Source organism: Streptomyces sp. NPDC033221 (genome assembly GCF_055577005.1).
In genome coordinates, this window is the sequence record NZ_JBVIQN010000048.1 from 16,924 (window position 1) to 41,096 (window position 24,173).

The window sequence follows — 24,173 nt, forward strand, 5'->3', positions numbered from 1 at the left end:
GCCCTGGCTTGAAGACACCCAAGCCGAGTATGAGCCAGTGCCCGATCACCGGTGACGCCAGGGCACGTGACGACAACAGATGATCACGCATTCGCAGGCGGGCGGCCCTGACGACAGCAGGCAACGAGGTGCACGTAGGTCCGCGGTGATACCGGATCGCCCCGCCCGGACTGGGGTAACGGGTACGGGAAGAGTGAGGGGCACTCGGCCCGATCAGCTCTGCAGCCGGCGGTGCGTGGGTAGTAATGACACCGGCACCAGCGGCAGTGCGAGCCTCTTCGTCCTGACGCGCGGGGCGGCGCTGCCGACGTGGGGTTCGTTGCCGCGAAACCTGCGCGGATGAAGGACTGATGCACCGAACTCGCCGATGTATCACCGCCGACAAGGGCTGGCATGGGCTCGGAATCGCCGGTTGACGAGGAGACCGGCGAGCGGCGAGCGGCGAGCGGCTGCCGATCCTGGGCGTCCCTGCCGGATGCTCCCTGCACCGACGACCGGGCTGACGGCAGGTCTGCGGGCCGGGGTCGTGGCGCCTTGACGCACCGCGGCATCTGCTGCCCCGCCCCGCAGCTGCGTCGGTCAGGCCCGGGGTTCCTTCAAGGTGACGTTCCTGCCTCTGACCAGGAGCCACACCATCAGCAGGAACTCGCCGGCAAAGGCGAACATGGCAACCTCGGCCGCATAGCCGGCAGACAGCAGGGGGCCGAAGCTGTCCACCAGGTAGCCGAGTCCTGCGATCACGAGCAGGGTTCCCAAAACCTTGGGGACGTAGCCTGACTTGTAAGCAAGGTACCCGAGTGTCAGCAGGTGGAAGGCGAAGAGAATGAGACCGGCGTCCCAGATGTCGTGGAAGGCGTCGATCTTCATCAGCGCTTCTTCATGCGACCGGCCCGCGCTTGACGCCCCAGGCCGCATGCTACCCCGGACGAGTGAAGGCACTCCGGCCAGCTGACTCACGGCGACCATGAGCACCGCTGCGTACGCGAGCCTGAACCACGCCGCAAGTGCGGAGAGACCCTTGTGCGCTGGTGCGAAGAAGGCCAACAGCGACCAGGCCACGATGACATCGAGAACGGCCACCAACGCCCAGGCGGCGACGCCGTAACGGAACGTCATCTCGGAAGCGTGTATGTCGCGTGCTGTCCTTTCGGCATCACCTTCAGTGACAAGGTTCTCCACGACGGTGAAATTCGCGAAGGCGGCGAGGGCGGCCATCGCCAGAATTCCCATGCCCGCGACCAAGGCCGCCCTGCGTAGGTCTCGGTTCGTCGGCTCCGAAGCCTCCATGCTTCCCTCCCGGGTGAATGCCTGAACGGGGCCCGGCTGCTCCAGGGCGACAGAAGTCACCCACGAGGCCCACCGGGCAGCACTCCCGCACGACTGCCCTCCGTGCAGGCGACCGGGTTGACGGAGCGCCAACCCCTGAAGATCAACACCAGCGGAAAAGCTATTTCGAACAGGCCGCCAGGAACGAGGAACGCGATTCCGGCGCCGGTATCAAGGTCGACTGCTCCCAACATATCGGCCAGAACCCCTGCCAGCAGGGCGGCGTAGCCCGCGATCCCGAGCATCGACAGCCACCGGGCGACCAGCCCGGAGTGCAGCAACAGGTAGGACAGGATGAGGCCGGCGGCGCCCGACAGGGTGTAGACGAGCAGAACGTAGTCCTCGAATTGGTGTCGGCTCACCAAAAAGTAGACCCCTACCGCGATGATCGCCGCGCCTTCCATGGCCCGGAGAATGAGGTAGCCCGCCGACAGGTTCTGCCCGTGTGGCTTGAGGACGGGGAACAACGCGATACCGATCACGGCAGCCGCTGAAGCTGTGTACCACTCCAGAAAAACCCCGCCGAACAGCGTCCCGCTGCTTGGGGGGACATCGGAGAAGTAAGCATGTACGAGGGAACTGCCCGCGGCAAAGGTGACCGTCGAAGAGATGAAGAGCAGTCCCACGAAGATGGCAGTTTTCCTGTGTGTCATGTGCGTTCTCCTCTGCGCTGCGCACACGGAAGCCGGGACGACGGATGTCGGTGACCGGCGTCGGCGTACCGGTCTCGATGGGGCTCGCCGAGAAGTACCGGCCTGATGTCTTCTCCCATGCGCCTCAGGCCCGTATCTTCCCGGTCAGGGAGTACGGCATCGACGGGGCTCCCTTCGGAAACCGTTGCGGCGCCGGCCCCTCGGGCCGGGTCCTTCAGAGCTTCCTCCCGCCGACGCCCACCCGCCAGGGTCCGCGCGATCCTCTTCCGGACAGCGGAGAACCCAAAGACCTGGTTCTGGAGCTGTCGCCCTGCCCGCACGGCCATGGCGGGCCCGGCCCCTCCCGCGTTTCGTGGACAGGAGGAGTACGCCGATCAGCGGGCCCGGCTTCGTCGGGGTGCGGTGCCTGATGCACCGTCCGGTATGGCGCCTGGGGCCGGAGTGTTCTCTGAGCCGGAACGTGCCGACGACGACGAGTCGCAAAGCACGGGATGCAACCGGTCGGGGCTTCAACCGTGTCATTGCAGATGCAAGTGCCACCACAGGCGCCAGCCAAATCGGCGGGGCGCCGGGTGGTACACCGGGCATGGCTTCGAGGAGGACACACGATGCAACGATGGGGACACATCCGATCGGTGGGGGCCGCGGTGGCACTGGCGGCTGGGGGCGTCATGGCCACAGCCACCGGGGCGGCAGCAGCTCCGGCCAAAGCCGCGGCCGCCTACAACAAAGCATGTGGCGCCGGCTACAAGGTCGTGAACCAGGCCGACATAGGAAAGGTGGGCACGTCCTACCTGACCTACAACGCCGCGACGGGGAAGAACTGTGCGGTGACCGTCCGGAAAACCGCTGGTCCTGCTGTCCATATGTACGTCTGGGTCCAGCGGGACGACACGAGAGACTACGCCGATGACGACGGCTATTACCGTTCGTACGCGGGTCCGGTCTACCTCGATGCCAAAGGCTACTGTGTCTCCTGGGGTGGAGTAATCGCGGGTGAGTCAGCCGGTAAGAGCGGCACCAACTGTGGCCGCATCGCCCGGTGAGGTGTACCAGCCGGACCTGGTGATGCGGCGGAGAAAGAGGAGGCGACGGCCTCTTGCTCCCAGCAAAACCTGGTTCTCGCCACCACTTGATGGCGAACAGCCGGCCAAACCCCACGACCGGGCAAAGTGTTCTTGAACCCTTCCCACAACGGCCGTGGTCCGCGCCTGATGTGATGCTCCGTCCGCCTGAGCTGAACGGTTCTGTTTTCTGGAACTCTCAGGTTCGTGCTGTCCTACGCAACCGATCCTCCCCACCACCTCCCCAGCGCCGGCGAGATTGCCCAGGTTCTCCCAAGCAGTGCCCCTGCGCTGGGAGACAAAGGGGGAGGTCGCGACGGCAGCAGATGCTCCGGGGCGCTGCCCCGGGCCCGTGGTGTGTCCGGGGGCCAGCTCCGACCATCGTGTCATCGAGTCGGCCGGGGCCCTCGGCGTCGGTCACAAACAGCACGATGCTGTGCCCGACGACACGCACGCGGCCCAGTTGGCACGGAGCGACCCAGGATGGGGGCAGCCGTCGGGGTGGGGAACTGACGCGTGCCGACCGGGCCGCGCGCCCGGATGGCCGTGGCGAACTCGTGTGTGTCGGGCCCGAGCGTGCTGGGCCGCCCGTCGAACAGGACGTGGTGCGGGTCTGGCGTCCCGCGTACCGGCCATCCTGGAGTGCGGCGACGGACGGGAGGTCTTCGGGCCTGCCTTCTGACGGAACGCTTCTCCGCAGCGGAACTAGGCCGGTTGTCAGTGGACTCGGTCTTCGGTGTCTTCCGTGGTGTCGTCGTCGGGCAGGTGGACATCGTTGACGGAGATGTTGACCTCGACGACTTCCAGGCCGGTCATCTGTTCCAGGGCTGAGGTCACGTTGTTGCGGACGTCGGCGGCGATGGTGGGGATGCCGCCCCCGTACTCGACGACCACGTCCAGGTCGATGGCTGTCTGCCGTTCACCGACTTCGACCTTGACCCCGCGGCTGAAGTTCGAGCCGCCGCCGGGGACTTTGTCGCGCATCGCACCGAAGGTACGGGCAAGGCCGCCGCCCAGTGCGTGGATGCCGGGCACTTCGCGGGCCGCCATTCCGGCGATCTTCTCCACCACTCCGTCCGCGATGGTGGTCTTGCCCCGGGGCGAGGACAACTGGGCGGGGCCGGTCCGCCCGGATGGTGTCGTCGCGTTGTCCGGGCGGCGGGGCTCAGCGGGTTGGTGCGTGCTCGGGCTGATCGGCTCCGTCATGCGAAGCCACCTCCTTGGGTGGTCCCCCGGCTCTCATGCTCCAACGGTCGGAGTTACGCCGTACACCCCGAGTACCGGCCAACTCAGCATCTGCGCAGGCTTTAACGATGTCTCCGGGGCGTCGCTCCCCCATCCGGAGCACCTGCGGCTTTGAGGTCCGGCGCGCTGTTCATGACGGCGCCGGATGACAGAGCCGCCACTACCCGGTGGGCGTGTCAGGGGCGGTCCGGGTCCCCTGACGGATTGGGGTGCCGGCGTGGTGCAGGCTTTTGAGGGCCTGCCGGCAGGAGGCGAACAGGCCGGCCTCCAGGTAGTCGATGCCCGCCTCCTGGCAGTACCGGCGGACGATGGGCTGCGCCTTGCGCAGGGGCGGGCTGGGCATGTTCGGAAACAGGTGGTGTTCGATCTGGTAGTTCAGGCCGCCCAGTGCGATGTCGGTGAACCAGCCGCCGCGTACGTTCCGGGAGGTAAGAACCTGGCGGCGCAGGAAATCGAGGCGTTCGGGGCCGGTCAGGGTGGGCATGCCCTTGTGGTTGGGAGCGAAGATGGGGCCCAGGTAGACGCCGAACAGACACTGGTGGGCCGTCAGGAAGGCCACCGCCATGCCGGGCGGGAGCACTAGCGCCCTCCTGGGGAGAATCTGGGGAGTACAGAGGCCGCTGGGGAGAACCGGCTACGCAAAGCGAAACAACGCTGAAAGCACTGAAAGGCCGATCTCCGCAGGTCAGAGGCGCGGAAGGCTGCAAAATCACAGGTCAGACCGGTCCGGTAGACGGCTTCATGACATGGGTGCCCAGGTCGCGCCGTTCGGCGCCCCCGGAAAGGAGCCGCCCCAGGTAGGCAACCGGTGCCCCGCGTCCTCACCGCTCCAGCGGGCGGTGGGCGGTCTCGGGCAGCCGGAGGTAGACGGCGGAGGAGACCAGGCACAGCACGGCCACGTACACGGGGAAGAGGCCGGCCTGCCCCATGTCCTTGAACAGTGTGCCGATGTAGGGCGCCGTGCCGCCGAAGAGGGCGACGGTGAGCGAGTAGGGGAACCCGATGCCCGCGGCGCGCACCCGCGCCGGGAACGTCTCCGCGTTCACGGCCGCCGAGATGGCCGTGAAGCCGCTCAGCAGGATCATGCCCGCGCACTGCACGAGCAGCAGCGTGACGAAGGAGTCGTCGAGCGCGCGCAGCAGCGGCACGCTCAGCACGGCGAAGCCGATCCCGAACATCAGCAGCAGCGGCTTGCGCCCGAAACGGTCGGACACGATGCCCGCGACGGGCTGGAGCACGGCGAAGAACGTCAGAGAAAGGGTGCCGGCCAGCAGCGCGTCTGCCTTCTCAACTCCGGCGTTCAGCTCAGCATACGTCGGCAGGAACGACGTCCACGTGTAGTACGCGAGCGTACCCCCCGCGGTGATCCCGCAGATCAGCAGCGACTCGCGCGGATGGCGGCGCAGCGCCTCGAAGAGACCGGGACGGGGCGCCTTCGCCTGCTCCTCGATGGGGGTCTGCTCTGCTCGAACGGAATTGAGAGCTTGGGGAAGGGTCTCGTGGGCGCCGCGCCGGACCCAGAAGCCCACCAGGCTCAGGAGCGCGCCCAGCACGAACGGGACGCGCCAGCCCCAGCTGCCCATGGCGGCGGGCGCAAGGTTCGCGACGAGCACCGCCGCGACGCCGGACGCGACGAGTTGCCCGATGGTCGTCGACACGTACTGGAAGCTGGAGAAGAGCCCCCGTCGCCCGGGCCCGGCCGACTCCACGAGGAACGTGGTCGACGCGGCGAACTCTCCGCCCACCGACAACCCTTGCAGCAGCCGGGCCAGGACGAGGATGGCGGGCGCGAGGATCCCGGCGGCGGCGTACGTCGGCGTCAGCCCCACCAGCAGGCTGCTGCCGCCCATCAGCAGAATGGTCACCGTCAGCGCCGCACGGCGCCCGCGCCGGTCGGCGACCGCACCCATCAGCAGCCCGCCGATGGGCCGCATGAAGAACCCCACCGCGAAGACCGCGAACGTTGACAGCAACGGCACGAGCGAATTCCCCGCGCTCTTGGGAAAGATCTGCGCGGCGATGTATGCGGCAAGGAAAGTATATGTATACCAATCGTACCATTCGACCGCATTACCGACCGAGGCGGCTAGCAGCTGCCGCACAGGACGCGCCGGAGATGTCACAGCACTCGCGCGAAACGTCTCATCAGTAGCGAAATGCGGCCCGTCCACGGGCGCAGAGCCTTTTCTGAAAGCTGTCATGATGACGAATCTCCCCGCCTTCGGGCACGGCGATTACGCCACGCCAATCTCTCCAGAGTGCGTAGCGCTAACGCCACGGACGAACCTTCACCAGCGACCGCTTCATCGAGGTCGCCTGACACCAGGAACGAGAACCTCCACCTCGCAAGGGCTCGGCTCAGGCGCTCGCAGCACACCTGACTACCCGTCAGGCAAGTCAGCGGATAGTCAGAATCGACCCGGCCAGAGGCGGCGGAGCCCAGTAACACCTGCACATGAATGACCGCTCACACATCTATGCCGACCTGCATCGATGCAGGCACGAGGCACTCAAGTAGACTGCCTGGGCGTCCGTGCAGGAGAACCAGTCGTACCATTCCACCGCGTTGCCGACCGACGCCGCGGCCAGCTGCCGTACCTGCGACACCTTCCGCGGCGCGCCGTCCTCCGTCACGTCCTCGGCCTGTTGCACACATGTCATGGTCCTCCGCTCCGGGTCCTTCTCCTTCGCCCGCCGCTGGGGCAGGATGAGCCGACAGGTGATCATGTACCGGTGAGGCGGCCCGCCGCCAGCGGTCCCGGCAGCCGAAAGGAGATGGCAACGTGCGCGTAGCACTGTTCGTCACCTGCATCAACGACACGCTCCACCCGGACACCGGCCGGGCAGTGATCACGCTGCTGGAACGCCTCGGGGTCGAGGTGGGATTCCCGGAAGCGCAGAGTTGCTGCGGCCAGCCGCAGTTCAACACCGGTTACCGGCATCTGACCGAGCCGCTGGTGCACCGATTCGACCGTGCTTTCGCCGATTACGACCATGTGGTCACCCCGTCCGGGTCGTGTGCGGCGATGGTGCGGGACAACTATCCGCGGATCGCCGCGCGGGCCGCGGAGGAGGGGCGCGCCGGGCGGGAGGAGCTGGCGCGGGCCGCGGCGAGCGCCGTGCCGAAGACGTACGAGCTGACCGAGTTCCTGGTGGACGTGCTGAAGGTGACGGACGTGGGCGCGTACTACCCGCACACCGTCACGTACCACCCCACCTGTCACGGCCTGCGGATGCTGGGCCTGGGCGACCGGCCGCGCCGGCTGCTGGAGCACGTACGGGGGCTGGAGCTGCGGGAGCTGCCGGGCGCCGAGGAGTGCTGCGGCTTCGGCGGCACCTTCGCGGTGAAGAACCCTGCGGTGTCGGCCGCGATGGGCGCCGACAAGGCGCGGGCGATCCGGGAGACGGGCGCGGAGGCGGTCTGCACGGTCGACAATTCCTGTCTGCTGCACATCGGCGGCACGCTCCGGCGGCAGGGCGCGGCGGCCCGGCCCGTGCACATCGCGGAGATCCTGGCCGCCACGGAGGCCGACGCCCGGGAACCCGCCCATGCCCCCGCCGAGGAAGGGAGTCCGCGGTGAGCGGCACGTATCTCGGTATGCCCGCGTTCCCGGCGGCCGCCGCGTCCTCCACGCAGGACGAGCGGCTGCGCGGCAACCTGCGCCACGCCACCCACACCATCCGCGACAAACGGGCCAAGGCGGTGGCCGAGCTGGACGACTGGGCGCGGCTGCGGGCGGCGGGCGCCGCCGTCAAGGACCGTACGCTGCGCCATCTGGACCATTACCTGGAACAGCTGGAGGAGTCGGTGACGGCCGCCGGCGGGCAGGTGCACTGGGCGGCGGACGCCGCCGAGGCCAACGCCATCGTCACCCGGCTGGTGCGGGAGACCGGCGAGCGCGAGGTCGTCAAGGTCAAGTCGATGGCGACGCAGGAGACCGGGCTGAACCGGGCGCTGGCCGACGCGGGCATCAGCGCGTACGAGACGGACCTGGCGGAGCTGATCGTGCAGCTCGGGGACGATCTGCCGTCGCACATCCTGGTGCCCGCGATCCACCGCAACCGGAGCGAGATCCGCGACATCTTCCGGGAGCAGATGGGGCGTTGGGGCCGCCCGGCGCCGGAGGAACTGTCCGACGCGCCGTCCGAGCTGGCGGAGGCGGCGCGGCTGCATCTGCGCGAGAAGTTCCTGAACGCGAAGGTCGGGGTCTCCGGCGCCAACTTCATGGTGGCCGACACCGGGACGCTGGTCGTCGTGGAGTCCGAGGGCAACGGCCGGATGTGCCTGACCCTGCCGGAGACGCTGATCTCGGTCGTCGGCATCGAGAAGGTGGTGCCGACCTGGCAGGACCTGGAGATCTTCCTTCAGCTGCTGCCCCGGTCCTCGACGGCCGAGCGGATGAATCCGTACACCTCGATGTGGACCGGCACGACGGACGGCGACGGACCGCGCGCCTTCCACCTCGTGCTGCTCGACAACGGGCGCACCGACACCCTCGCCGACACGGTGGGCCGCCAGGCGCTGCGCTGCATCCGCTGCTCGGCCTGCCTGAACGTGTGCCCGGTGTACGAGCGGGCCGGCGGGCACGCATACGGCTCGGCGTACCCCGGTCCGATCGGCGCGATCCTCACCCCGCAGCTGCGCGGTACGGCGAGCGAGCTGGACGCCTCGCTGCCGTACGCGTCGTCGCTGTGCGGCGCCTGCTACGAGGTGTGCCCGGTGGCCATCGACATCCCGGAGGTACTGGTGCATCTGCGGGAGCGGGTGGTGCAGGGCGGCCGGGTGACGCGACGCGGCGTGAAGACCGTCCTCAAGCCCGCCAAGAGGCACGCCGCCGAGCGGGCCGCGATGCGCGCGGCGGGGTTCGCGTTCGACCATCCGGGGGTGCTGCGTACGGGCCAGCGGCTGGCGGCCCGTACCCGGCGGCTGCATCCGCGCCGGCTGCCGGGGCCCGGGCGCGCCTGGTCGGACACCCGGGACCTGCCGCCGGTGCCGGCCGAGTCCTTCCGGGACTGGTGGCGGCGCACGCGGGGAGAGGAGCGGGCGAAGTGAGCAGCAGGGATGTGGTGCTGGCGCGGGTGCGCCGGGCGCTGGCGGACGTGCCGCGCGGTGAGGGGTACGAGGATCCGCCGGTCCCGCGCGACTATCTGCGGGTGCACGGCTCCCGTACGGCGGCGGAGCGGGTGGCGCTGCTGGCGGAGAATCTCGCGGAGTACCGGGCGGTGGTGCATCGTTGCGGCGCGGGCGACGTGGGCACGCTGGTCGCGCGCTTGCTCAACGAGCACGGTGCGCGGTCCGTACTCGTACCGCCGGGGTTGGATCCGGAGTGGACGGCTGCCGCGGAGCCCGCCCGCGTCCACGACCGGGCGGCGAGCACCGCGCGGGAACTGGACGCGGTGGAGAGTGTCGTGACCGGCTGCGCGGTGGCGATCGCCGAGACCGGGACGATCGTGCTGGACGGTTCGCCCGACCAGGGGCGCCGCCGGGTTTCGCTCGTTCCCGATCACCACATCTGTGTGATCCGTGTGCCGGACCAGGTTGTCGACTCGGTGCCGCAGGCGCTCGAACGCCTTGATCCGGCCCGGCCGTTGACGTGGATCTCGGGTCCGTCGGCGACCAGTGACATCGAGCTGGACCGGGTGGAGGGGGTGCACGGGCCGCGGAAGCTGGAGGTGGTCCTGCTTTCGGAGTGAGGGGCACGGCCGGGCCGGGGCGGTGGGAAGTGACGCGCGGATGTCTTGTCATGCACGCCACCAACGTTCGACCCTGACGCTTCCTGTTGCCTTACGTTCGGAGCTGTTCCATGAACGTACGCCGCATCAACCGCCGGTCGTTCCTCGCCACCGGTGCCGCGCTGGCCGGGTGGGCCGCCTTCACCGCACAGAAACGGTCCTTCGCCGCCACCGTCGGCACGACCGCCACCGCCGGCACCGAGTGGGACGCCGCCCCGCGCGTCTTCCAGGTCAACCGCGAACCGGCCCGCGCCCGCCTCGTCCCGTACGCGGACGCCCGGGCGGCGCGCACCGGGGAGTTCGGCGCGTCACCGTACTACTGCTCGCTCAACGGCAGCTGGCGCTTCCATTGGTCGAAGAACCCCGACGAGCGGCCCCGCGACTTCTTCGCGCCCCGGTACGACGACAGCGGCTGGGACCGGATCACCGTGCCCTCCAACTGGGAGATCGAGGGCTATCCGGAGCCGATCTACCTCAACGTCAAGTACCCCTGGATCGGTTACGAGGACCCGCGGCCGCCGCACGTCCCGCACGGCTTCAACCCTGTCGGCTCCTACCGGCGCACCTTCACCGTGCCCGCCGACTGGGACGGCCGCCACACCCTGCTCTCCTTCCAGGGCGTGAAGTCGGCGTTCTTCGTGTGGGTCAACGGCGAGCGGGTCGGTTACAGCGAGGACAGCTACACGCCGGCCGAGTTCGACATCACCGAGCGGCTGCGTCCCGGCACGAACGTGCTGGCCGTCGAGGTCTACCGGTGGTCCGACGGCAGTTGGCTGGAGGACCAGGACATGATCGACCTGTCCGGGATCTTCCGCGACGTGTACCTGTACTCCACGGCCTCCGTGCACCTCCAGGACCTCCACGTGCGCACCGCTCTGGACGCCGCGCACCACGACGCGGAGATGACCGTGGAAGCGACGGTACGCAACCGGGGCGCGGCAGCGGCGGACGCGCACCGGCTCGGCGCGGTGCTGTACGACGGCCGGGGACGGCCGGTGCTGCCCGCGCCGCTGACCGCGACGGTCCGCTTCACCGGCGGGCAGGACGTCACAGTCGCACCGAAAGCCACCGTCCGGGCCCCGGACCTGTGGTCCGCCGAGACGCCGAACCTCTACACGCTCGTCCTCACCCTCACCGACCCGGCGGGCCGCACCGTCGACGTACAGAGCACCCGCGTCGGCTTCCGCTCCATCGCGTACGGGCCCGGCAAGCTCACCGTCAACGGGCAGCCGGTCGTCTTCCGCGGCGTCAACCGGCACGAGACCGACCCCGACCGCGGACAGGCCGTCCCGGAGGAGCGGATGCTCCAGGACATCCGCATCATGAAGCAGCACAACATCAACGCCGTACGCACCTCCCACTACCCCGCCGACCAGCGCTGGCTGGACCTGTGCGACGAGTACGGCCTGTACGTCGTCGGCGAGGCCAACCTGGAGTCGCACGGGGTGCGCGACTGGCTGCCCGGCAGCCTTCCGGCGTGGACCGGAGCCTGCCTGGACCGGATGCGGTCCATGGTCGAGCGGGACAAGAACCACCCGTCCGTCGTGGTGTGGTCGCTGGGCAACGAGGCGGGCCAGGGGCTCAACTTCGTGGCGATGGCCGGCTGGACGCGCCGCCGCGACCCGTCCCGGCCGCTGCACTACGAGGGCATGAACGCGGTCGCGGACATCGAGAGCCGGATGTACGGCAAGCCGGACGAGGTCGAGCGGTACGGCAGATCCGGCAACCCGAAACCGTTCATCCTGTGCGAGTACGCGCACTCCATGGGCAACAGCACCGGCAACTTCCAGGAGTACTGGGACGTCTTCGAGCGTTACCCCAACCTGCACGGCGGCTTCATCTGGGACTTCGTCGACCAGGCCATCCGCCGGCCCGTCCCCGGCGACCCGAAGCGCACCTATCTGTCCTACGGCGGCGACTGGCACCCCGGCTACCCAACCGACTGGAACTTCAGCTGCAACGGCATCGTCGCCGCCGACCGCGCGCCGCACCCGGCCATCCATGAGGTGAAGAAGGTCTACCAGGCCGTTCGGGCAGCCGCGGCCGACCTCGCCACCGGCACGGTTCGGGTCACCAACCGGCAGCTGTTCCTGGGCCTGGACGCCTACGAGCTGCGCTGGGAGGTCACCCGGGACGGAGAGCGCTTCCAGCACGGCACGCTCCCCGCGCCGAAGGTCGCGCCGGGCCGGGACACGACCGTACGGATTCCCTTCGAGCGGCCCGAACGGCCCGCTCCGGGCGCCGAGTACTGGCTGAATCTCTCCTTCGTGCTGCGGCACGCCACCTCCTGGGCCGACGCGGGCCACAGCGTCGCCGCCGAACAGCTCGCACTGCCCTGGCACGCCCCCGCAGCCGCCGCCCCCTCCCCCGCCGGACTGCCGCCGCTGCACCTCACCGAGTCGGACCACGCCGTCACGGTCGGCGGGCGCGACCTGGAACTCGTCCTCGACAAGGCGAGCGGCACCCTGTCGGCCTACCGCCACCGCGGGCGGGCCCTGCTGACCGCCGGCCCGGTGCCCAACTTCTGGCGCGGCCCCACGGACAACGACATCGGCCGGGACGCGCACAAGTCGCTGCGCACCTGGCGCGAGGCGGGCGCCAAGCGCACCGTGACGCGGGTGAAGGCCGCCCAGCCGTCCGCCTCCGAGGTGACCATCGAGGTCTCGGCCACCCTGCCCACCTCCCCCGCCGCCTCACGGTGGGACACCGTCCTCACCGTGCGCGGTGACGGCGAGGTGCGGGTACGGCACACGCTGACGCCGGGCGCCGGACTGCCCGACCTGCCCGTGGTGGGCGCGCTGCTGACCGTACCGGCCGGGCTGGAGACCTTCAGCTGGTACGGACGCGGACCGCACGAGAACTACTGGGACCGGCACTCGGCGGCCTTCGTCGGCCGCTACCGCGGCAGCGTCGACGCCCAGCTCGGCAACTACGTCCGGCCGCAGCAGACCGGCAACGTGACCGACGTACGCCACGCCTCCCTCACCGGCCACGACGGTACGGGGCTGACCGTGCGCGCGGAGCCCGGCGACGGCGCGCCGCTCCTGGAGCTGAGCGCCCTGCACCACGCGCCCGCCGACCTGGAGAGCGAGCGGCACGAGCACCCGTACGAGCTGAAGCGGCGCCCCGAGACGGTGCTCGGCGTCAACCACCGGCAGATGGGTGTCGGCGGGAACGACTCGTGGGGCGCGCCGCCGCTGGACACCTACCTGCTGCACGCCGACCGGCCCTACAACTACGCGTACCGGCTGCGGCCGGCGTGAAGCCGGTGCCCCCGCTCCGGGTGTCGGTCGCGGAGCGGGGGCACGCGGGCCGGCGTGCCGTCACTCGTACATGACGTACTCGGGCTGCGGCCGCAGCGCCAGGACCTCCTTGTGGGTCATCAGGCGGCTGCCCTCGGTGTCCTCGTCGTAGAAGAGCTTGAAGCCGGTGTGCATCCCGCGGGGCAGGTTTCTGACCAGGTCGTTCCAGGTGCCGCGCTTCAGTCCCGGCGAGCCGATGCCGTCGGCGCACTTGATGGCGGCGACGCCGGGCTGCGGGCGGAAGGCGTCCTGGTCCTCGACCACCGAGGTCGCCACCTGGTGGAAGACGAAGGGCTTCTCCGGCAGGTCGTGTTCCCGGACCAGGCCGGAGAGGTAGCGGGCGATCTCGGTGAGTTCGCCGCCGTCCGTACTCCCGTAGGTGTCGCCCGGCTTCTCGCCCGGGCCCATCTCCCACTCGGGGTCCAGCGCGACCCCCACGTCCGGGTGCACCAGCCATTCGCGCAGCGCCTTGACCTCGCCGAGGGCCGGGGCGCGGCCCGGCTGGATGTTCAGGAGCAGCAGCGCGCGGTGCTTGCGTGCCGCCTCGTGGAAGCGGCGGACGGTGTCGGCGGAGGTGCGGGAGCGGTAGGTGCCGTCGGGGCCCGCGCCGGAGTTGGCGACCACGGCCAGGAGTTCCAGGACGGGCAGTGGTTCGCGGTCGTCGGCGGCGTAGGTCTGTGCGAGCTTCTCGATCTCGCGGGCGCGCTGGTCCAGGTCGCCGGTGCCGAGGCGGCCGAGCGCGGCGGCGCCGGGCAGGCCGCAGTAGCCCGCGAGGCGGTGCCGGGGGAACAGCTCCCGGCCGCCGCGCGGCAGCTGGGGCCGCTTCCTGGTCGGCGAGGGCGTGGGGCTGCCCGTCCGGCCGCCGGGGGTGCCCGAGGTCCGGGGCGGCGCCGCGCGGCGCGGTGGCGCGTCGCCGTCCGCCGTCCCTGCGCAGGCGGTGAGGAGGCCGAGGCCGGCCGCGACGGTGGCGGCCAGGGCGCTGCGGCGGCCCGGTGCGGATGCGCTGTCGAGCACGTCGCCTCCGTGTGTCCGTAGGGGTGTCAGGGGTCAGGGTGATCTCTGGTGGGGTGTGTGCCGTTCGCCTTGCCGGGTCTGATCGGGTGAAACTCCACTCGGCACGCTTCCTGACTCCACTCGATCAAGATTGCGCCAACTTCGGTCGCCGGGAGGGGACCGGCCGGACCCGCAGGGTGACCCTCGCGTTGGTAGGCACCGGATGCGTACGCATCCGGGAGGGCTGGGTGCCCCGACCCGCGCGCAGCAGACTCGTGATCACCGCAACGACGAGAGAAGAGCGAGTGATCACCATGAGCGACGCCATCGGGTGGAACGCCGGCTGGAGCACCGCCGTACAGCGCCCCAGCACCGGATTCGACAAGAACTGGGCCGAGGAGGGCTTCGCGGACCAGACGGTACGTCAGGTCGTCCGGGTCACCGGCTCCGGCACGGCGGCCCGCGTCCGCCTCTCCAACCGCTTCGGCAGCGCTCCCCTGGAGGTCGGCGGCGCCACCCTCGCCCGTACGGATCAAGGCGCCGCCGTCCAGGACGGGACGACCCGCCGGCTGACCTTCGCGGGCGCCGGGTCCGTCCGGATCCCCGCGGGCGGCGAAGTCTGGAGCGACGCGGCCGAGCTGCCCGTGGCGCCCTTCGACCAGCTGACGGTGAGCCTGTACTTCGCCCGGCCGACGGGTCCGGCGACCTTCCACGCCCAGGCGTTCACCACCGCCTACCGCGCGGCGGGCGACCAGCTGACCGCCGCCGACCCGGCGGTCTTCACCGAGACCACGGTGTCCTGGTATTTCCTCGCCGACGTCGAGCTGACCGGCGGCCCGGCCCGGCAGGACACCGTGGTGGCGTTCGGCGACTCGATCACCGACGGCTTCGCCTCGACCACCGACGCCGGCCACCGCTACCCGGACGCCCTCGCCGGGCGACTGGCCGCCGAGGGCCGGGCCCGCCCGGTGCTCAACGCCGGGATCGGCGGAAACCTGCTGCTCAACGACGCGCCCTGGTTCGGCGAACGGGCCGGCACGCGCTTCCGGCGGGACGTCCTGGACAAGCCGGGGGTACGGACGGTGATCGTGCTCGTCGGCCTGAACGACATCGGGTTCAGCGAGGTGGACGGGGCCGATTTCCCGACGTACCGGCCGAACCCGAAGCTGTCCGCCGCGCAGCTCATCGACGGTTACCGCGACCTGATCGCGCAGGCGCACGCGGCCGGGGTACGGGTGACCGGCGGAACGATCATGCCGTTCCAGGGCGCCGAGTACCACACCCCGGAAGCCGAGGCCAAGCGCCAAGAGATCAACACCTGGATCCGCACCTCCGGCGCGTTCGACGCGGTCGCCGACTTCGCGGCGGCGCTGGCCGATCCGTCGCGCCCCGAGGCGCTGCTGCCCGCCTACGACAGCGGCGACCACAAGCACCCCAACGACGCCGGGTACCGGGCGATGGCCGCGGCGATCGACCTGGCATCCCTCTGAGCGCGCCGCGGCGCCTTCCCGTCACCTACAGGCGCTCGACGACCCGGAAGCGCTCGGCCACGACCCGGGTGTCGTCGTCGACACGGAAATCCGGGTCGCCGAGCGCCGCGCGCATCTCCGGTCCGTGCCAGTAACTCTCGTGATCGGCCCGCCAGTCCGCCACGGTCTCGTTGCCCTCCCCCTCGTCCACGGCGTGCCGCAGATCCACATCGGCCAGCCGCAGCACCCGTACCTCCGTCACCTCGATGACGGCGACGGGGCGGCCCTCGGAGTCCGGAACCTGATAGCGGTCACCGGCGCGCGGCAGCGGGTCGCCCTCGTGCTCGTAGTCCGCCAGCAGGCCCGTCGTGGTGGTCTTGGCACCGGAGAGAACGGCGGCGACGAGCTGGTCCCGCAGCGGGCCGGGGAAGGCGAACTCAAAGGGCGGCAGGTCTTCGTGGGCAGGCATGCGGCTCATCCTAAGCGGCCGGCTCCGGGAGGCTTTCGGTCGTGGAGCACGGCGGCCGGGTGGATCAGGCGAGTTCGTGCCCGCGTGCCGTCGGCGACTGCGTGGCGCGAGGCGCCTGCCCTTCAGGGACGGTCGTCCTGCCGCCCAGCCACGCGTGCCGTGTGCAGGGCCCAGGCCACCATGGGCAGTTGGAGCGGCAGGCGGCCGTACGCGATGGCCTTGAGGGGCGCGGGGCGGTGCCGCCAGTCACGGGCCATCTTGATGTTGGCGGGGAAGACGGCGGCGAACAGGCCCGCGGCGGCCAGTGCGCCGGCCCGGCGGGTGCGCGGCAGGGCGACCGCGGCGGCCACGGCGAGTTCGGCGGCGCCGCTGGCGTACGTCCAGGTGCGCGGGGAGCCCGGCAGGGCGCGGGGCACGATCGCGTCGAACGGCTTGGGGGTGAGGAAGTGGAGCGCCCCCATGCCGCCGAGCATCCGGGCCATCGTCAGGGCGGATCGGTCGGCGGTGCAGTCGGCGGCTGCCACGGGGCGCTCCCAGGGTCGGTCCGGTGCGGTCGGGGCCGACCTTACCCGTGGGTCAGGTCGGCGGACAGGGGCTGATCACCGTTGGGGGCGAGGTGTGCGTCACGCTGCACCAGAGCCGCGTAACGGCCGTCGGCCGCGAGGAGTTCACCGTGGGTGCCGCGTTCGGCGATCCGGCCGGCGTCGAGGACGACGATCTGGTCGGCGTCGCGAACGGTGGACAGGCGGTGCGCGATGGTGATCGTCGTACGGCCCTTGGAGAGCGCGTCGATGGCCTGCTGCACAGCGTGTTCGGTGCGGGTGTCCAGCGCGCTGGTGGCCTCGTCGAGGACGAGGACGGGCGGGTCGCGCAGGATCGTCCGGGCGATGGCAAGGCGCTGCTTCTCGCCGCCGGAGAAACGGTGGCCGCGTTCGCCCACGAGGGTGTCGTAGCCGTCCGGAAGGCCCGCGATGTGGTCGTGGATCTGTGCCGCGCGGGCGGCGGCTTTCAGTTCCTCGTCGGTGGCGTCCGGTTTGGCGAAGCGGAGGTTGTCGGCGACGGAGGCATGGAAGAGGTACGTCTCCTGGGAGACCACGCCGACGGCGCGGGCGAGGGAGTCGAAGTCCAGGTCGCGGACGTCGGTGCCGTCCAGGGTGACCCGGCCCGCCGTCACGTCGTACAGCCGCGGCACCAGGTAACTCAGGGTGCTCTTGCCGCTGCCGGTCGCGCCGACGACGGCCAGGCTGCTGCCGGCCGGGACGCGCAGGTCGATGTCGCGCAGGGTCGCCGGGGCGGGCGCGGCGCCGGACTCGCGCTCGGGGTTGTCGTACGCGAACGTCACCTGCTCGAAGCGGATCTCGCCGCGCGGTTCGGCCAGGCGTACCGGGTGCTCCGGTTCGGTGATGGTCACCGGCAGGTCGAGGTATTCGAAGATGCGCTGGAAGAGCGCGACGGAGGTCTGCATCTGCACGCCGGTGGACAGCAGCGAGACGGTGGGGCGCAGCAGGCCCTGCTGGAGGGTGACGAAGGCGACGAGGGTGCCGATGGAGAAGGCCGGGCCGCCGAGCTGGAGGACGAGGCCGGCCGACCAGTAGATGACGGCGGGCATGGCGGCCATGACGATGCCGATGGTGGCCATCCGCCAGCGTCCGGCCATGTTGGCGCGGACCTCCAGGCCGACCAGCCGGTCGGACTCGGTGGCGAAGTTCGCGGTGAGGGAGTCGGCGCGGCCCATCGTGCGGCCGAGCAGGATGCCGCTGACCGACAGTGACTCGGTGACCATGGCGGACATCGCGGCCATCTGCTTCTGCCGGGCGGTGGTGATCCGTTTGCGTTCGTTGCCGACCCGGCGGCTTATCCACACGAACAGCGGGAGCAGCAGCAGGGAGACCAGGGTCAGCCGCCAGTCGAGGGCGAGCATGGCGACGACGGTGGCGACCACGGAGGTGAGGTTGGAGACCAGGGAGGTCGCGGTGGAGGTGACGGTGGCCTGCATGCCGCCGATGTCGTTGGCGATGCGGGACTGCACCTCGCCGGTGCGGGTGCGGGTGAAGAACGCCAGCGGCATCCGCTGGAGCTTGGCGTAGACGGCGGTGCGCAGGTCGTGCATGACGCGCTGGCCGACGGTGGTCGAGATCAGGGTCTGCAGGACGCCGAAGACACTGGTCAGCACGGCAGTGACGATCATGCCGGCGGCGAGCAGGGTCAGCAGGCCGGTACGGCCCTGGGGGATCGCCACGTCCAGGACGGCGCGGAGCAGGAACGGCGAGGCGACCGAGACCAGGGAGGAGGCGGCCACCAGCAGGCCGACCGTGGCCAGCCGGCCGCGGTAGGGGCGGAAGAGGGCGAGGATGCGCCGCACCTGGGCCGGCTGGGCCGGGTCCCTGGGCGGCGGGGTCCACTCGGGTTCGTCGGGGCGCATGGGCTCCTTCGGAGGGGTCGCGGGGCCGGGGCCCGTCGAGCATAGTTCATTGTTACCTATATTCACAATGAGCTTGGTCCTGATATCCTCCGGCCATGTCCTCCCCCGATCCCGCCACCGCCGGACCCGGTCCCGTCCTCACCGACCCCGATCTCGCGGAGCAGCTGGTGCGGCTCACCCGCCGGATGCACCGCGCGCAGAAACGGCACATGGAGACGCTCGACATCGCACTGACCCCCGCACAGACCCGGCTGCTGCGCATCGTGGACCACTACCGCGACGGCACACCGCCCCGCATGGCCGACCTGGCCGCGCGCCTGGAGGTGGTGCCGCGGGCCGTGACGACGCTGGTCGACGCGCTGGAGGCGAAGAACGCGGTCCGCCGGGTGCCCGACCCCGCCAACCGCCGCGTCATACGGATCGAGCTGACCGACGCCGGCCGTTCGACGCTGCGCGCGTTGCGCGGCGCGCGCCGGGACGCGGCACACGAAATCCTGGCCCCACTGACCGCCGAACAGCGGGACGTGCTCGGCGGCCTGTTGTCCACCCTGGTGGACGGGACGGCGGCACGCTGCTGAAACACTGAACCGGGCGGCCGCACCGGCGCCGGAGCGCCGCCGGAGCGAGCCCGCGCCGACCGGAGGAGAGTCGTCATGCCCCTGCTGGAACCGAAGCCCGGGACCCTGCGGCCGGCCGCCACCGAAGGCCCGTACCACGACCGGGTCGCCGACCGGCAGGCGTCCGGCACACCGGAACGGCTGCGCGACGACCTGGCCGCGCTGCTCGGCCCCGAGAAGGTGCTGCACACCATCTCCGACCTGGTCAGGTACGCCTCCGACGCCAGCCCGTACCGCTTCGTCCCGCAGGTCGTCGTGCTGGCCGAGGACGTGGACGACATCTCCGCGGTGTTCTCCTACGCGCACGGCCAGGGCCGCGACGTCGTCTTCCGGGCGGCCGGCACCTCGCTCAACGGGCAGGCGCAGGGCGAGGACATCCTCGTCGACGTACGCCGGCACTGGGCAGGCGTCGAGGTGCTGGACGACGGCGCCCGGGCCCGTATCCGGCCCGGCACCACGGTCGTAAGGGCCAACGCCGCGCTCGCCCGGTACGGCCGGCTGCTCGGCCCGGACCCGGCCAGCGCCATCGCCTGCACGCTCGGCGGTGTGGTCGCCAACAACGCCTCCGGCATGACGGCGGGCATCACCCGCAACTCCTACCGGACGCTCGCCTCCGTCACGCTCGTACTGCCCTCCGGCACGATCGTGGACACCGGCCACCCGGCGGCGGACGAGGAACTGGCCCACGCCGAACCCGGACTGTGCCGCGGGCTGCTGGCGCTGAAGGCGGAGATCGAGGCGGACCCGGAGTTGGTGTCCCGCATCCGCGCCAAGTACGAGATCAAGAACACCAACGGCTACCGCCTGGACGCCTTCCTCGACGGCAACACCCCCGTCGAGATCCTGCGCGGGCTGGCGGTGGGCTCCGAAGGCACCCTCGGCTTCATCGCGGAGACCGTCTTCGAGACGCTGCCCCTGAACCGGTACACCTCCACCGCCCTGCTGTTCTTCCCGACGCTGAGCGCCGCCGCGGCGGCCGTACCGCTGTTCAACGAGGCCGGCGCGATCGCCGTGGAGCTGATGGACGGCAACACGCTGCGCGCGTCGGTGCGCGTGTCCGGGGTGCCGGCCGACTGGGCGGAGCTGCCGAAGGCGACCGCCGCGCTGCTGGTCGAGTTCCGCGCGCCCGACGAGGCGGCGCGGGAGGCGCAGGAGGAGGCCGCGCGCAAGGTGCTGGCGGGGCTGGAGCTGGTCGCCCCGGTCGCGTCCGTCACCAATGAGTTCACCCGGGACGCCGGGACCATCTCCGGGTACTGGAAGGCCCGCAAGGCGTTCGTCACCGCGGTCGGCGGCTCCCGCCCGTCCGGCACGACACTGATCACCGAGGACTTCGCCGTACCGCCGTCCCGGCTCGCCGAGGCCTGCACGGCGCTGCTGGAACTCCAGGACAGGCACGGCTTCGACGCGGCGGTGGCGGGCCACGCCGCCCACGGCAACCTGCACTTCCTGCTCGCCTTTGACGCCGCCCGGCCCGCGGACGTGGAGCGCTACGCCGCCTTCATGGACGAGTTCTGCACCCTGACCGTCGAGCGTTTCGACGGCTCGCTGAAGGCCGAGCACGCCACCGGCCGCAACATCGCACCGTTCCTGGAGCTCGAATGGGGCCCGCGCGCGACGGAGTTGATGTGGCGCGTCAAGCAGACCGTCGACCCGCACGGCATCCTGGCCCCGCGCGTCCTGCTCGACCGCGACCCGAAAGCCCATCTGCGCGGCCTGAAGACCATTCCGCGGGTCGAGGCGGTCGCCGACCCCTGCATCGAATGCGGCTTCTGCGAACCGACCTGCCCCAGCCAGGACCTCACCACGACACCGCGGCAGCGCATCGTGCTGCGCCGCGAGATGATGCGCCAGACCCCGGCCTCGCCGGTCACCGGCGCACTGCTGGACTCCTACGGGTACGACGCGGTGGACACCTGCGCGGGCGACTCGACCTGCGCGCTGGCCTGCCCGGTCGGCATCGACACCGGCGCGATGATGAAAGACTTCCGGCACCGGCGGCACTCCCCCATGGAGGAACGCGCCGCGGCCCTGACCGCCCGGCACTTCACGACGGTGGAGCGGTCGGCGCGGCTGGCGGTGGCCGCCGCCGCGAAGATCGGCGACCGGATCGGCACGGGGCGCGCCGACCGGCTGCTGCGCTCCCTGACCGGCGCGGCACGCAAGGCCGTACGCCCCGACCTCGTACCGGAATGGCTGCCGCAGATCCCCGGCGCGGCGGCCCGCCGGCTGCCCGCCACCCGGCGGGTGGGCGCCGCCGCGGTCTACTACCCGGCCTGTGTGAACCGCATCTTCGGCGAACCGGACGGCTTCGACGGCCCGTCCCTGCCCGAGGCGGTCGTGGCGGTGTCCGGGCGCGCCGGAAAGCCGGTGTGGATTCCCGACGACGTGACCGGCACCTGCTGCGCCACCATCTGGCACTCCAAGGGCTACGACGAGGGCAACAGGGTGATGGCCAACCGCATCGTCGAGGCCGCGTGGGGCTGGACGGCGGGCGGGCGGCTGCCGCTGGTGGCGGACGCCTCCTCGTGCACGCTGGGCATCGCCCACGAGGTCGTGCCGTACCTGACCCCCGGCAACCGGGAGCTGCACGCCGAGCTGACCGTCGTCGACTCGGTGGTCTGGGCGGCCGAGGAACTGCTGCCGCACCTGGAGATCCTGCGGACGGTCGGTTCCGCCGTGCTCCACCCGACGTGTTCGATGCGGCACCTGGGTGACGAGGCGCAGCTGCGCGCGGTCGCCGAGGCGTGCGCGGCGGAGGTCGTCGTCCCGGACGACGCGGGCTGCTGCGCCTTCGCGGGCGACCGCGGCATGCTGCACAAGGAGCTGACGGAGGCGGCGACCGCCAAGGAGGCGGCGGAGGTGACGTCCCGGCACTACGACGCGCACCTGTCGGCGAACCGGATGTGCGAGGTGGGGATGGATCACGCGACCGGCGGCCGGGGGTACCACTCGGCGCTGCTCGCTCTGGAGCGGGCGACGCGGACGGAGGGGTGACGGCGGGGGCGCTGCCTCCCGCGGCTCTTCAGTCCGGTGCATGCGGCGGCGCCGCGCTCTTCGCGGTGTGCGGTGGCGGGACACCGCGGGCCGTCTTCGGGCGGGCAGCCGCGTACCGATCCTCCACGGAGGGAATGTCCAAAGGAGCCTGACGTTCCGCCGGTTGCCTCGTCAAGAGCTCCCACAAGCATGTCCGGGAGTTCGGGCAAGAAACGGACTCCCTCCGCCGCCGGTCCACAGCAGGCAGACCCCCGGACCTCCGTACAAAAGATCAGTCCTGGCGGCCCTCTTGTGCAGCGAGCCGCACAAGCGTCAAGGTCCTCTGCGAGGTTCACGCTTCCGCCACGCACCATCCGTTCCCATGGAGGACCGATGAACGAGGCACCATCGCAGAACCACGAGCCCCGCGAGAACGACGGCCACGAGGAGGGGCCCGGTCCCGAAGGGGCCGGGCCCAGCAGACGCTCCGTTCTGTGGACCGCCGGAGCGGCGGGAGCCGGCCTCGGCATCGCCGGGCTGGGCACGGGCAGCGCCGCCGCGGCCGACGCCGACCGGGGAGCGGCGGCAACGGCCGCCTCCGGACCGGCGGAAGCGGCTCCCAAGGGCCGGCACAAGACCATGATCGGCGTACCGTTCGAAAGACGGAGCACGGTACGGATCGGCATCATCGGCCTGGGCAACCGCGGCATGGGCATGCTGCCCCTCTACCTCGCCATCCCGGGCGTACGGGTGGTGGCGCTCTGCGACCCGGTCAAGGAGAAAGCGGCGAAGGCCGCCCAGCTGGTCACCGCGGCCGGACAGCCCGCGCCGGCCGTCTACACCAAGGGCGACGAGGACTTCGAGAACCTGTGCGAGCGCGGTGACCTGGACTACGTCTACATAGCCACCCCGTGGGACTGGCACTTCGAGATGGCCAAGGCCGCGCTGCTGGGCGGCAAGCACGCCGGCGTGGAATGCCCGGTCTCCATGCGCATGGACCAGCTCTGGGAACTGGTCGACCTCTCCGAACGCACCCGCCGCCACTGTATGCAGGTGGAGAACTGCTGCTACGGCCGCAACGAGATGCGCGTCCTGCGGATGGCGCACGCGGGCCGCTTCGGCAAGCTGCTGCACGCCGCCGGCGCGTACAACCACGACCTGCGCCAGCTGATGTTCGACCCGACGTACTACGAGGGCCCGTGGCGGCGGCTGTGGCACACCCGGCTGCGCGGCGACCTCTACCCGACCCACGGTTTCGGGCCGATCGCCAACTACATGGACATCAACCGCGGCGACCGGGTGGTACGGATCTCCAGCTTCGGCACGCCCGCACTGGGACTCGCCGAATACCGGGAGGCGCACATGCCGCCCGGCGACCCGAGCTGGCGGGAGTCGTACATCGAGAGCGACCGCACCTTCAGCCTCATCCAGACCGCCAAGGGCAGGGTGCTGCGACTGGAGCACGACGTGTCCACGCCACACCCGTACAGCCGTATCAACAGCCTCGGCGGCACCAAGGGCGTCTTCGAGGACTACCCGGAGCGGATCTACATCGAACCCGACCAGACCAACGACGAGTGGGGGGACTTCAGCAAGTACGCGGAGTGGGACCACTGGCTGTGGAAGGAGCACTCCAACCCGCCCGGCGGCCACGGCGGCATGGACTACATCATGCTGTACCGGCTCATGCAGTGCTTCCATCTCGGGCTCGTACCGGACTTCGACGTGTACGACGCGGCCGTCTGGAGCGCGCCGGTGCCGCTGAGCCACGCCTCGATCAAGGCGAAGGGCGAACCGCAGGAGATCCCGGACTTCACCCGGGGGCTGTGGCGCAAGCCGCGGCAGGGCGTGGACTCCCCGAAGCCGCAGGAGTGACCGGGCGGGGCCGGGCGGGCCTGACGCCCCGT

General features: G+C 70.7%; 17 protein-coding genes and 1 pseudogene. 9 read left to right on the forward strand and 9 right to left on the reverse strand.

The window, feature by feature from the left end; all coding sequences use genetic code 11:
- Positions 1–579 precede the first annotated feature (579 nt).
- The gene (locus tag ACZ53K_RS38415) at positions 580–1,287 is read right to left on the reverse strand and encodes a DUF4386 domain-containing protein (protein WP_468846485.1); all 708 of its coding nucleotides are present in this window, start codon (positions 1,285–1,287) and stop codon (positions 580–582) included.
- Between the two features lie 56 nt (positions 1,288–1,343).
- The gene (locus tag ACZ53K_RS38420) at positions 1,344–1,979 is read right to left on the reverse strand and encodes a DUF4386 domain-containing protein (protein ID WP_468846487.1); all 636 of its coding nucleotides are present in this window, start codon (positions 1,977–1,979) and stop codon (positions 1,344–1,346) included.
- 626 nt (positions 1,980–2,605) lie between these two features.
- On the opposite strand from ACZ53K_RS38420, the gene ACZ53K_RS38425 reads away from it, so the two are divergent.
- Positions 2,606–3,025, forward strand: coding sequence for a spore-associated protein A (locus tag ACZ53K_RS38425; RefSeq protein WP_468846540.1), 420 nt, complete (start codon positions 2,606–2,608; stop codon positions 3,023–3,025).
- 735 nt (positions 3,026–3,760) lie between these two features.
- Here the strand turns inward: ACZ53K_RS38425 and ACZ53K_RS38430 are convergent.
- The 3 genes and pseudogenes from ACZ53K_RS38430 to ACZ53K_RS38440 all read right to left on the reverse strand — a co-directional run bounded on the left by ACZ53K_RS38430 (position 3,761) and on the right by ACZ53K_RS38440 (position 6,489).
- Positions 3,761–4,249: an Asp23/Gls24 family envelope stress response protein gene (locus ACZ53K_RS38430; RefSeq protein WP_468846490.1), complete on the reverse strand. Its 489-nt coding sequence runs from the start codon at positions 4,247–4,249 to the stop codon at positions 3,761–3,763.
- Positions 4,250–4,448: 199 nt separating this feature from the next.
- Positions 4,449–4,871 (reverse strand): annotated as a pseudogene (locus ACZ53K_RS38435) (acyl-CoA desaturase); the annotation flags it as partial.
- 238 nt (positions 4,872–5,109) lie between these two features.
- Complete coding sequence (locus ACZ53K_RS38440; protein ID WP_468846493.1) at positions 5,110–6,489, reverse strand: MFS transporter; 1,380 nt, start codon at positions 6,487–6,489, stop codon at positions 5,110–5,112.
- Positions 6,490–7,071: 582 nt separating this feature from the next.
- On the opposite strand from ACZ53K_RS38440, the gene ACZ53K_RS38445 reads away from it, so the two are divergent.
- The 4 genes from ACZ53K_RS38445 (at position 7,072) to lacZ (ending at position 13,284) form a co-directional block, all read left to right on the forward strand.
- On the forward strand, positions 7,072–7,869 hold the full coding sequence (locus ACZ53K_RS38445) for a (Fe-S)-binding protein (protein WP_468846496.1): 798 nt from the start codon (positions 7,072–7,074) through the stop codon (positions 7,867–7,869).
- Positions 7,866–9,341, forward strand: a complete 1,476-nt coding sequence (locus ACZ53K_RS38450; RefSeq protein ID WP_468846498.1) for a lactate utilization protein B — start codon at positions 7,866–7,868, stop codon at positions 9,339–9,341. The genes ACZ53K_RS38445 and ACZ53K_RS38450 overlap by 4 nt, the downstream gene beginning before the upstream one ends.
- Positions 9,338–9,982 carry a LutC/YkgG family protein gene (locus tag ACZ53K_RS38455; protein WP_468846501.1) on the forward strand — a complete coding sequence of 215 codons (645 nt, stop codon included), beginning with the start codon at positions 9,338–9,340 and terminating at the stop codon, positions 9,980–9,982. The genes ACZ53K_RS38450 and ACZ53K_RS38455 overlap by 4 nt, the downstream gene beginning before the upstream one ends.
- A gap of 110 nt (positions 9,983–10,092) precedes the next feature.
- Positions 10,093–13,284 carry a beta-galactosidase, LacZ type gene (lacZ, locus tag ACZ53K_RS38460; protein ID WP_468846504.1) on the forward strand — a complete coding sequence of 1,064 codons (3,192 nt, stop codon included), beginning with the start codon at positions 10,093–10,095 and terminating at the stop codon, positions 13,282–13,284.
- 60 nt (positions 13,285–13,344) lie between these two features.
- Here lacZ and ACZ53K_RS38465 read toward each other — a convergent pair whose 3' ends face one another.
- Positions 13,345–14,337 carry a hypothetical protein gene (locus ACZ53K_RS38465; RefSeq protein WP_468846506.1) on the reverse strand — a complete coding sequence of 331 codons (993 nt, stop codon included), beginning with the start codon at positions 14,335–14,337 and terminating at the stop codon, positions 13,345–13,347.
- A gap of 293 nt (positions 14,338–14,630) precedes the next feature.
- Between ACZ53K_RS38465 and ACZ53K_RS38470 the strand changes: the two genes are divergently transcribed.
- Positions 14,631–15,806, forward strand: coding sequence for an SGNH/GDSL hydrolase family protein (locus tag ACZ53K_RS38470; RefSeq protein ID WP_468846543.1), 1,176 nt, complete (start codon positions 14,631–14,633; stop codon positions 15,804–15,806).
- Positions 15,807–15,831: 25 nt separating this feature from the next.
- Here ACZ53K_RS38470 and ACZ53K_RS38475 read toward each other — a convergent pair whose 3' ends face one another.
- The 3 genes from ACZ53K_RS38475 to ACZ53K_RS38485 form a co-directional block, all read right to left on the reverse strand.
- Positions 15,832–16,254 (reverse strand): ASCH domain-containing protein, encoded by a 423-nt coding sequence (locus ACZ53K_RS38475; RefSeq protein WP_468846508.1) that lies wholly within the window; start codon positions 16,252–16,254, stop codon positions 15,832–15,834.
- 122 nt (positions 16,255–16,376) lie between these two features.
- The gene (locus ACZ53K_RS38480) at positions 16,377–16,736 is read right to left on the reverse strand and encodes a DoxX family protein (RefSeq protein ID WP_468846545.1); all 360 of its coding nucleotides are present in this window, start codon (positions 16,734–16,736) and stop codon (positions 16,377–16,379) included.
- A gap of 83 nt (positions 16,737–16,819) precedes the next feature.
- Positions 16,820–18,676, reverse strand: coding sequence for an ABC transporter ATP-binding protein (locus tag ACZ53K_RS38485; protein WP_468846511.1), 1,857 nt, complete (start codon positions 18,674–18,676; stop codon positions 16,820–16,822).
- Positions 18,677–18,771: 95 nt separating this feature from the next.
- Between ACZ53K_RS38485 and ACZ53K_RS38490 the strand changes: the two genes are divergently transcribed.
- From ACZ53K_RS38490 to ACZ53K_RS38500, 3 genes are all read left to right on the forward strand, one after another.
- Positions 18,772–19,254 (forward strand): MarR family winged helix-turn-helix transcriptional regulator, encoded by a 483-nt coding sequence (locus tag ACZ53K_RS38490; protein ID WP_468846514.1) that lies wholly within the window; start codon positions 18,772–18,774, stop codon positions 19,252–19,254.
- 75 nt (positions 19,255–19,329) lie between these two features.
- A complete protein-coding gene (locus ACZ53K_RS38495; RefSeq protein WP_468846516.1) occupies positions 19,330–22,287 on the forward strand; it encodes an FAD-binding and (Fe-S)-binding domain-containing protein in 2,958 nt (985 codons plus the stop codon).
- Between the two features lie 372 nt (positions 22,288–22,659).
- Positions 22,660–24,141, forward strand: a complete 1,482-nt coding sequence (locus ACZ53K_RS38500; RefSeq protein ID WP_468846519.1) for a Gfo/Idh/MocA family protein — start codon at positions 22,660–22,662, stop codon at positions 24,139–24,141.
- Positions 24,142–24,173: the final 32 nt, after the last annotated feature.

What these genes read in the sequence shown, in the direction of transcription:
- ACZ53K_RS38415 (WP_468846485.1), bottom strand. Translation starts at nt 1,287, where the DNA reads ATGGAGGCTTCGGAGCCGACGAACCGAGACCTACGCAGGGCGGCCTTG.
- ACZ53K_RS38420 (WP_468846487.1), bottom strand. Translation starts at nt 1,979, where the DNA reads ATGACACACAGGAAAACTGCCATCTTCGTGGGACTGCTCTTCATCTCT.
- ACZ53K_RS38430 (WP_468846490.1), bottom strand. Translation starts at nt 4,249, where the DNA reads ATGACGGAGCCGATCAGCCCGAGCACGCACCAACCCGCTGAGCCCCGC.
- ACZ53K_RS38440 (WP_468846493.1), bottom strand. Translation starts at nt 6,489, where the DNA reads ATGACAGCTTTCAGAAAAGGCTCTGCGCCCGTGGACGGGCCGCATTTC.
- lacZ (WP_468846504.1), top strand. Translation starts at nt 10,093, where the DNA reads ATGAACGTACGCCGCATCAACCGCCGGTCGTTCCTCGCCACCGGTGCC.
- ACZ53K_RS38470 (WP_468846543.1), top strand. Translation starts at nt 14,631, where the DNA reads ATGAGCGACGCCATCGGGTGGAACGCCGGCTGGAGCACCGCCGTACAG.
- ACZ53K_RS38475 (WP_468846508.1), bottom strand. Translation starts at nt 16,254, where the DNA reads ATGCCTGCCCACGAAGACCTGCCGCCCTTTGAGTTCGCCTTCCCCGGC.
- ACZ53K_RS38480 (WP_468846545.1), bottom strand. Translation starts at nt 16,736, where the DNA reads ATGGCCCGGATGCTCGGCGGCATGGGGGCGCTCCACTTCCTCACCCCC.
- ACZ53K_RS38485 (WP_468846511.1), bottom strand. Translation starts at nt 18,676, where the DNA reads ATGCGCCCCGACGAACCCGAGTGGACCCCGCCGCCCAGGGACCCGGCC.
- ACZ53K_RS38490 (WP_468846514.1), top strand. Translation starts at nt 18,772, where the DNA reads ATGTCCTCCCCCGATCCCGCCACCGCCGGACCCGGTCCCGTCCTCACC.
- ACZ53K_RS38495 (WP_468846516.1), top strand. Translation starts at nt 19,330, where the DNA reads ATGCCCCTGCTGGAACCGAAGCCCGGGACCCTGCGGCCGGCCGCCACC.
- ACZ53K_RS38500 (WP_468846519.1), top strand. Translation starts at nt 22,660, where the DNA reads ATGAACGAGGCACCATCGCAGAACCACGAGCCCCGCGAGAACGACGGC.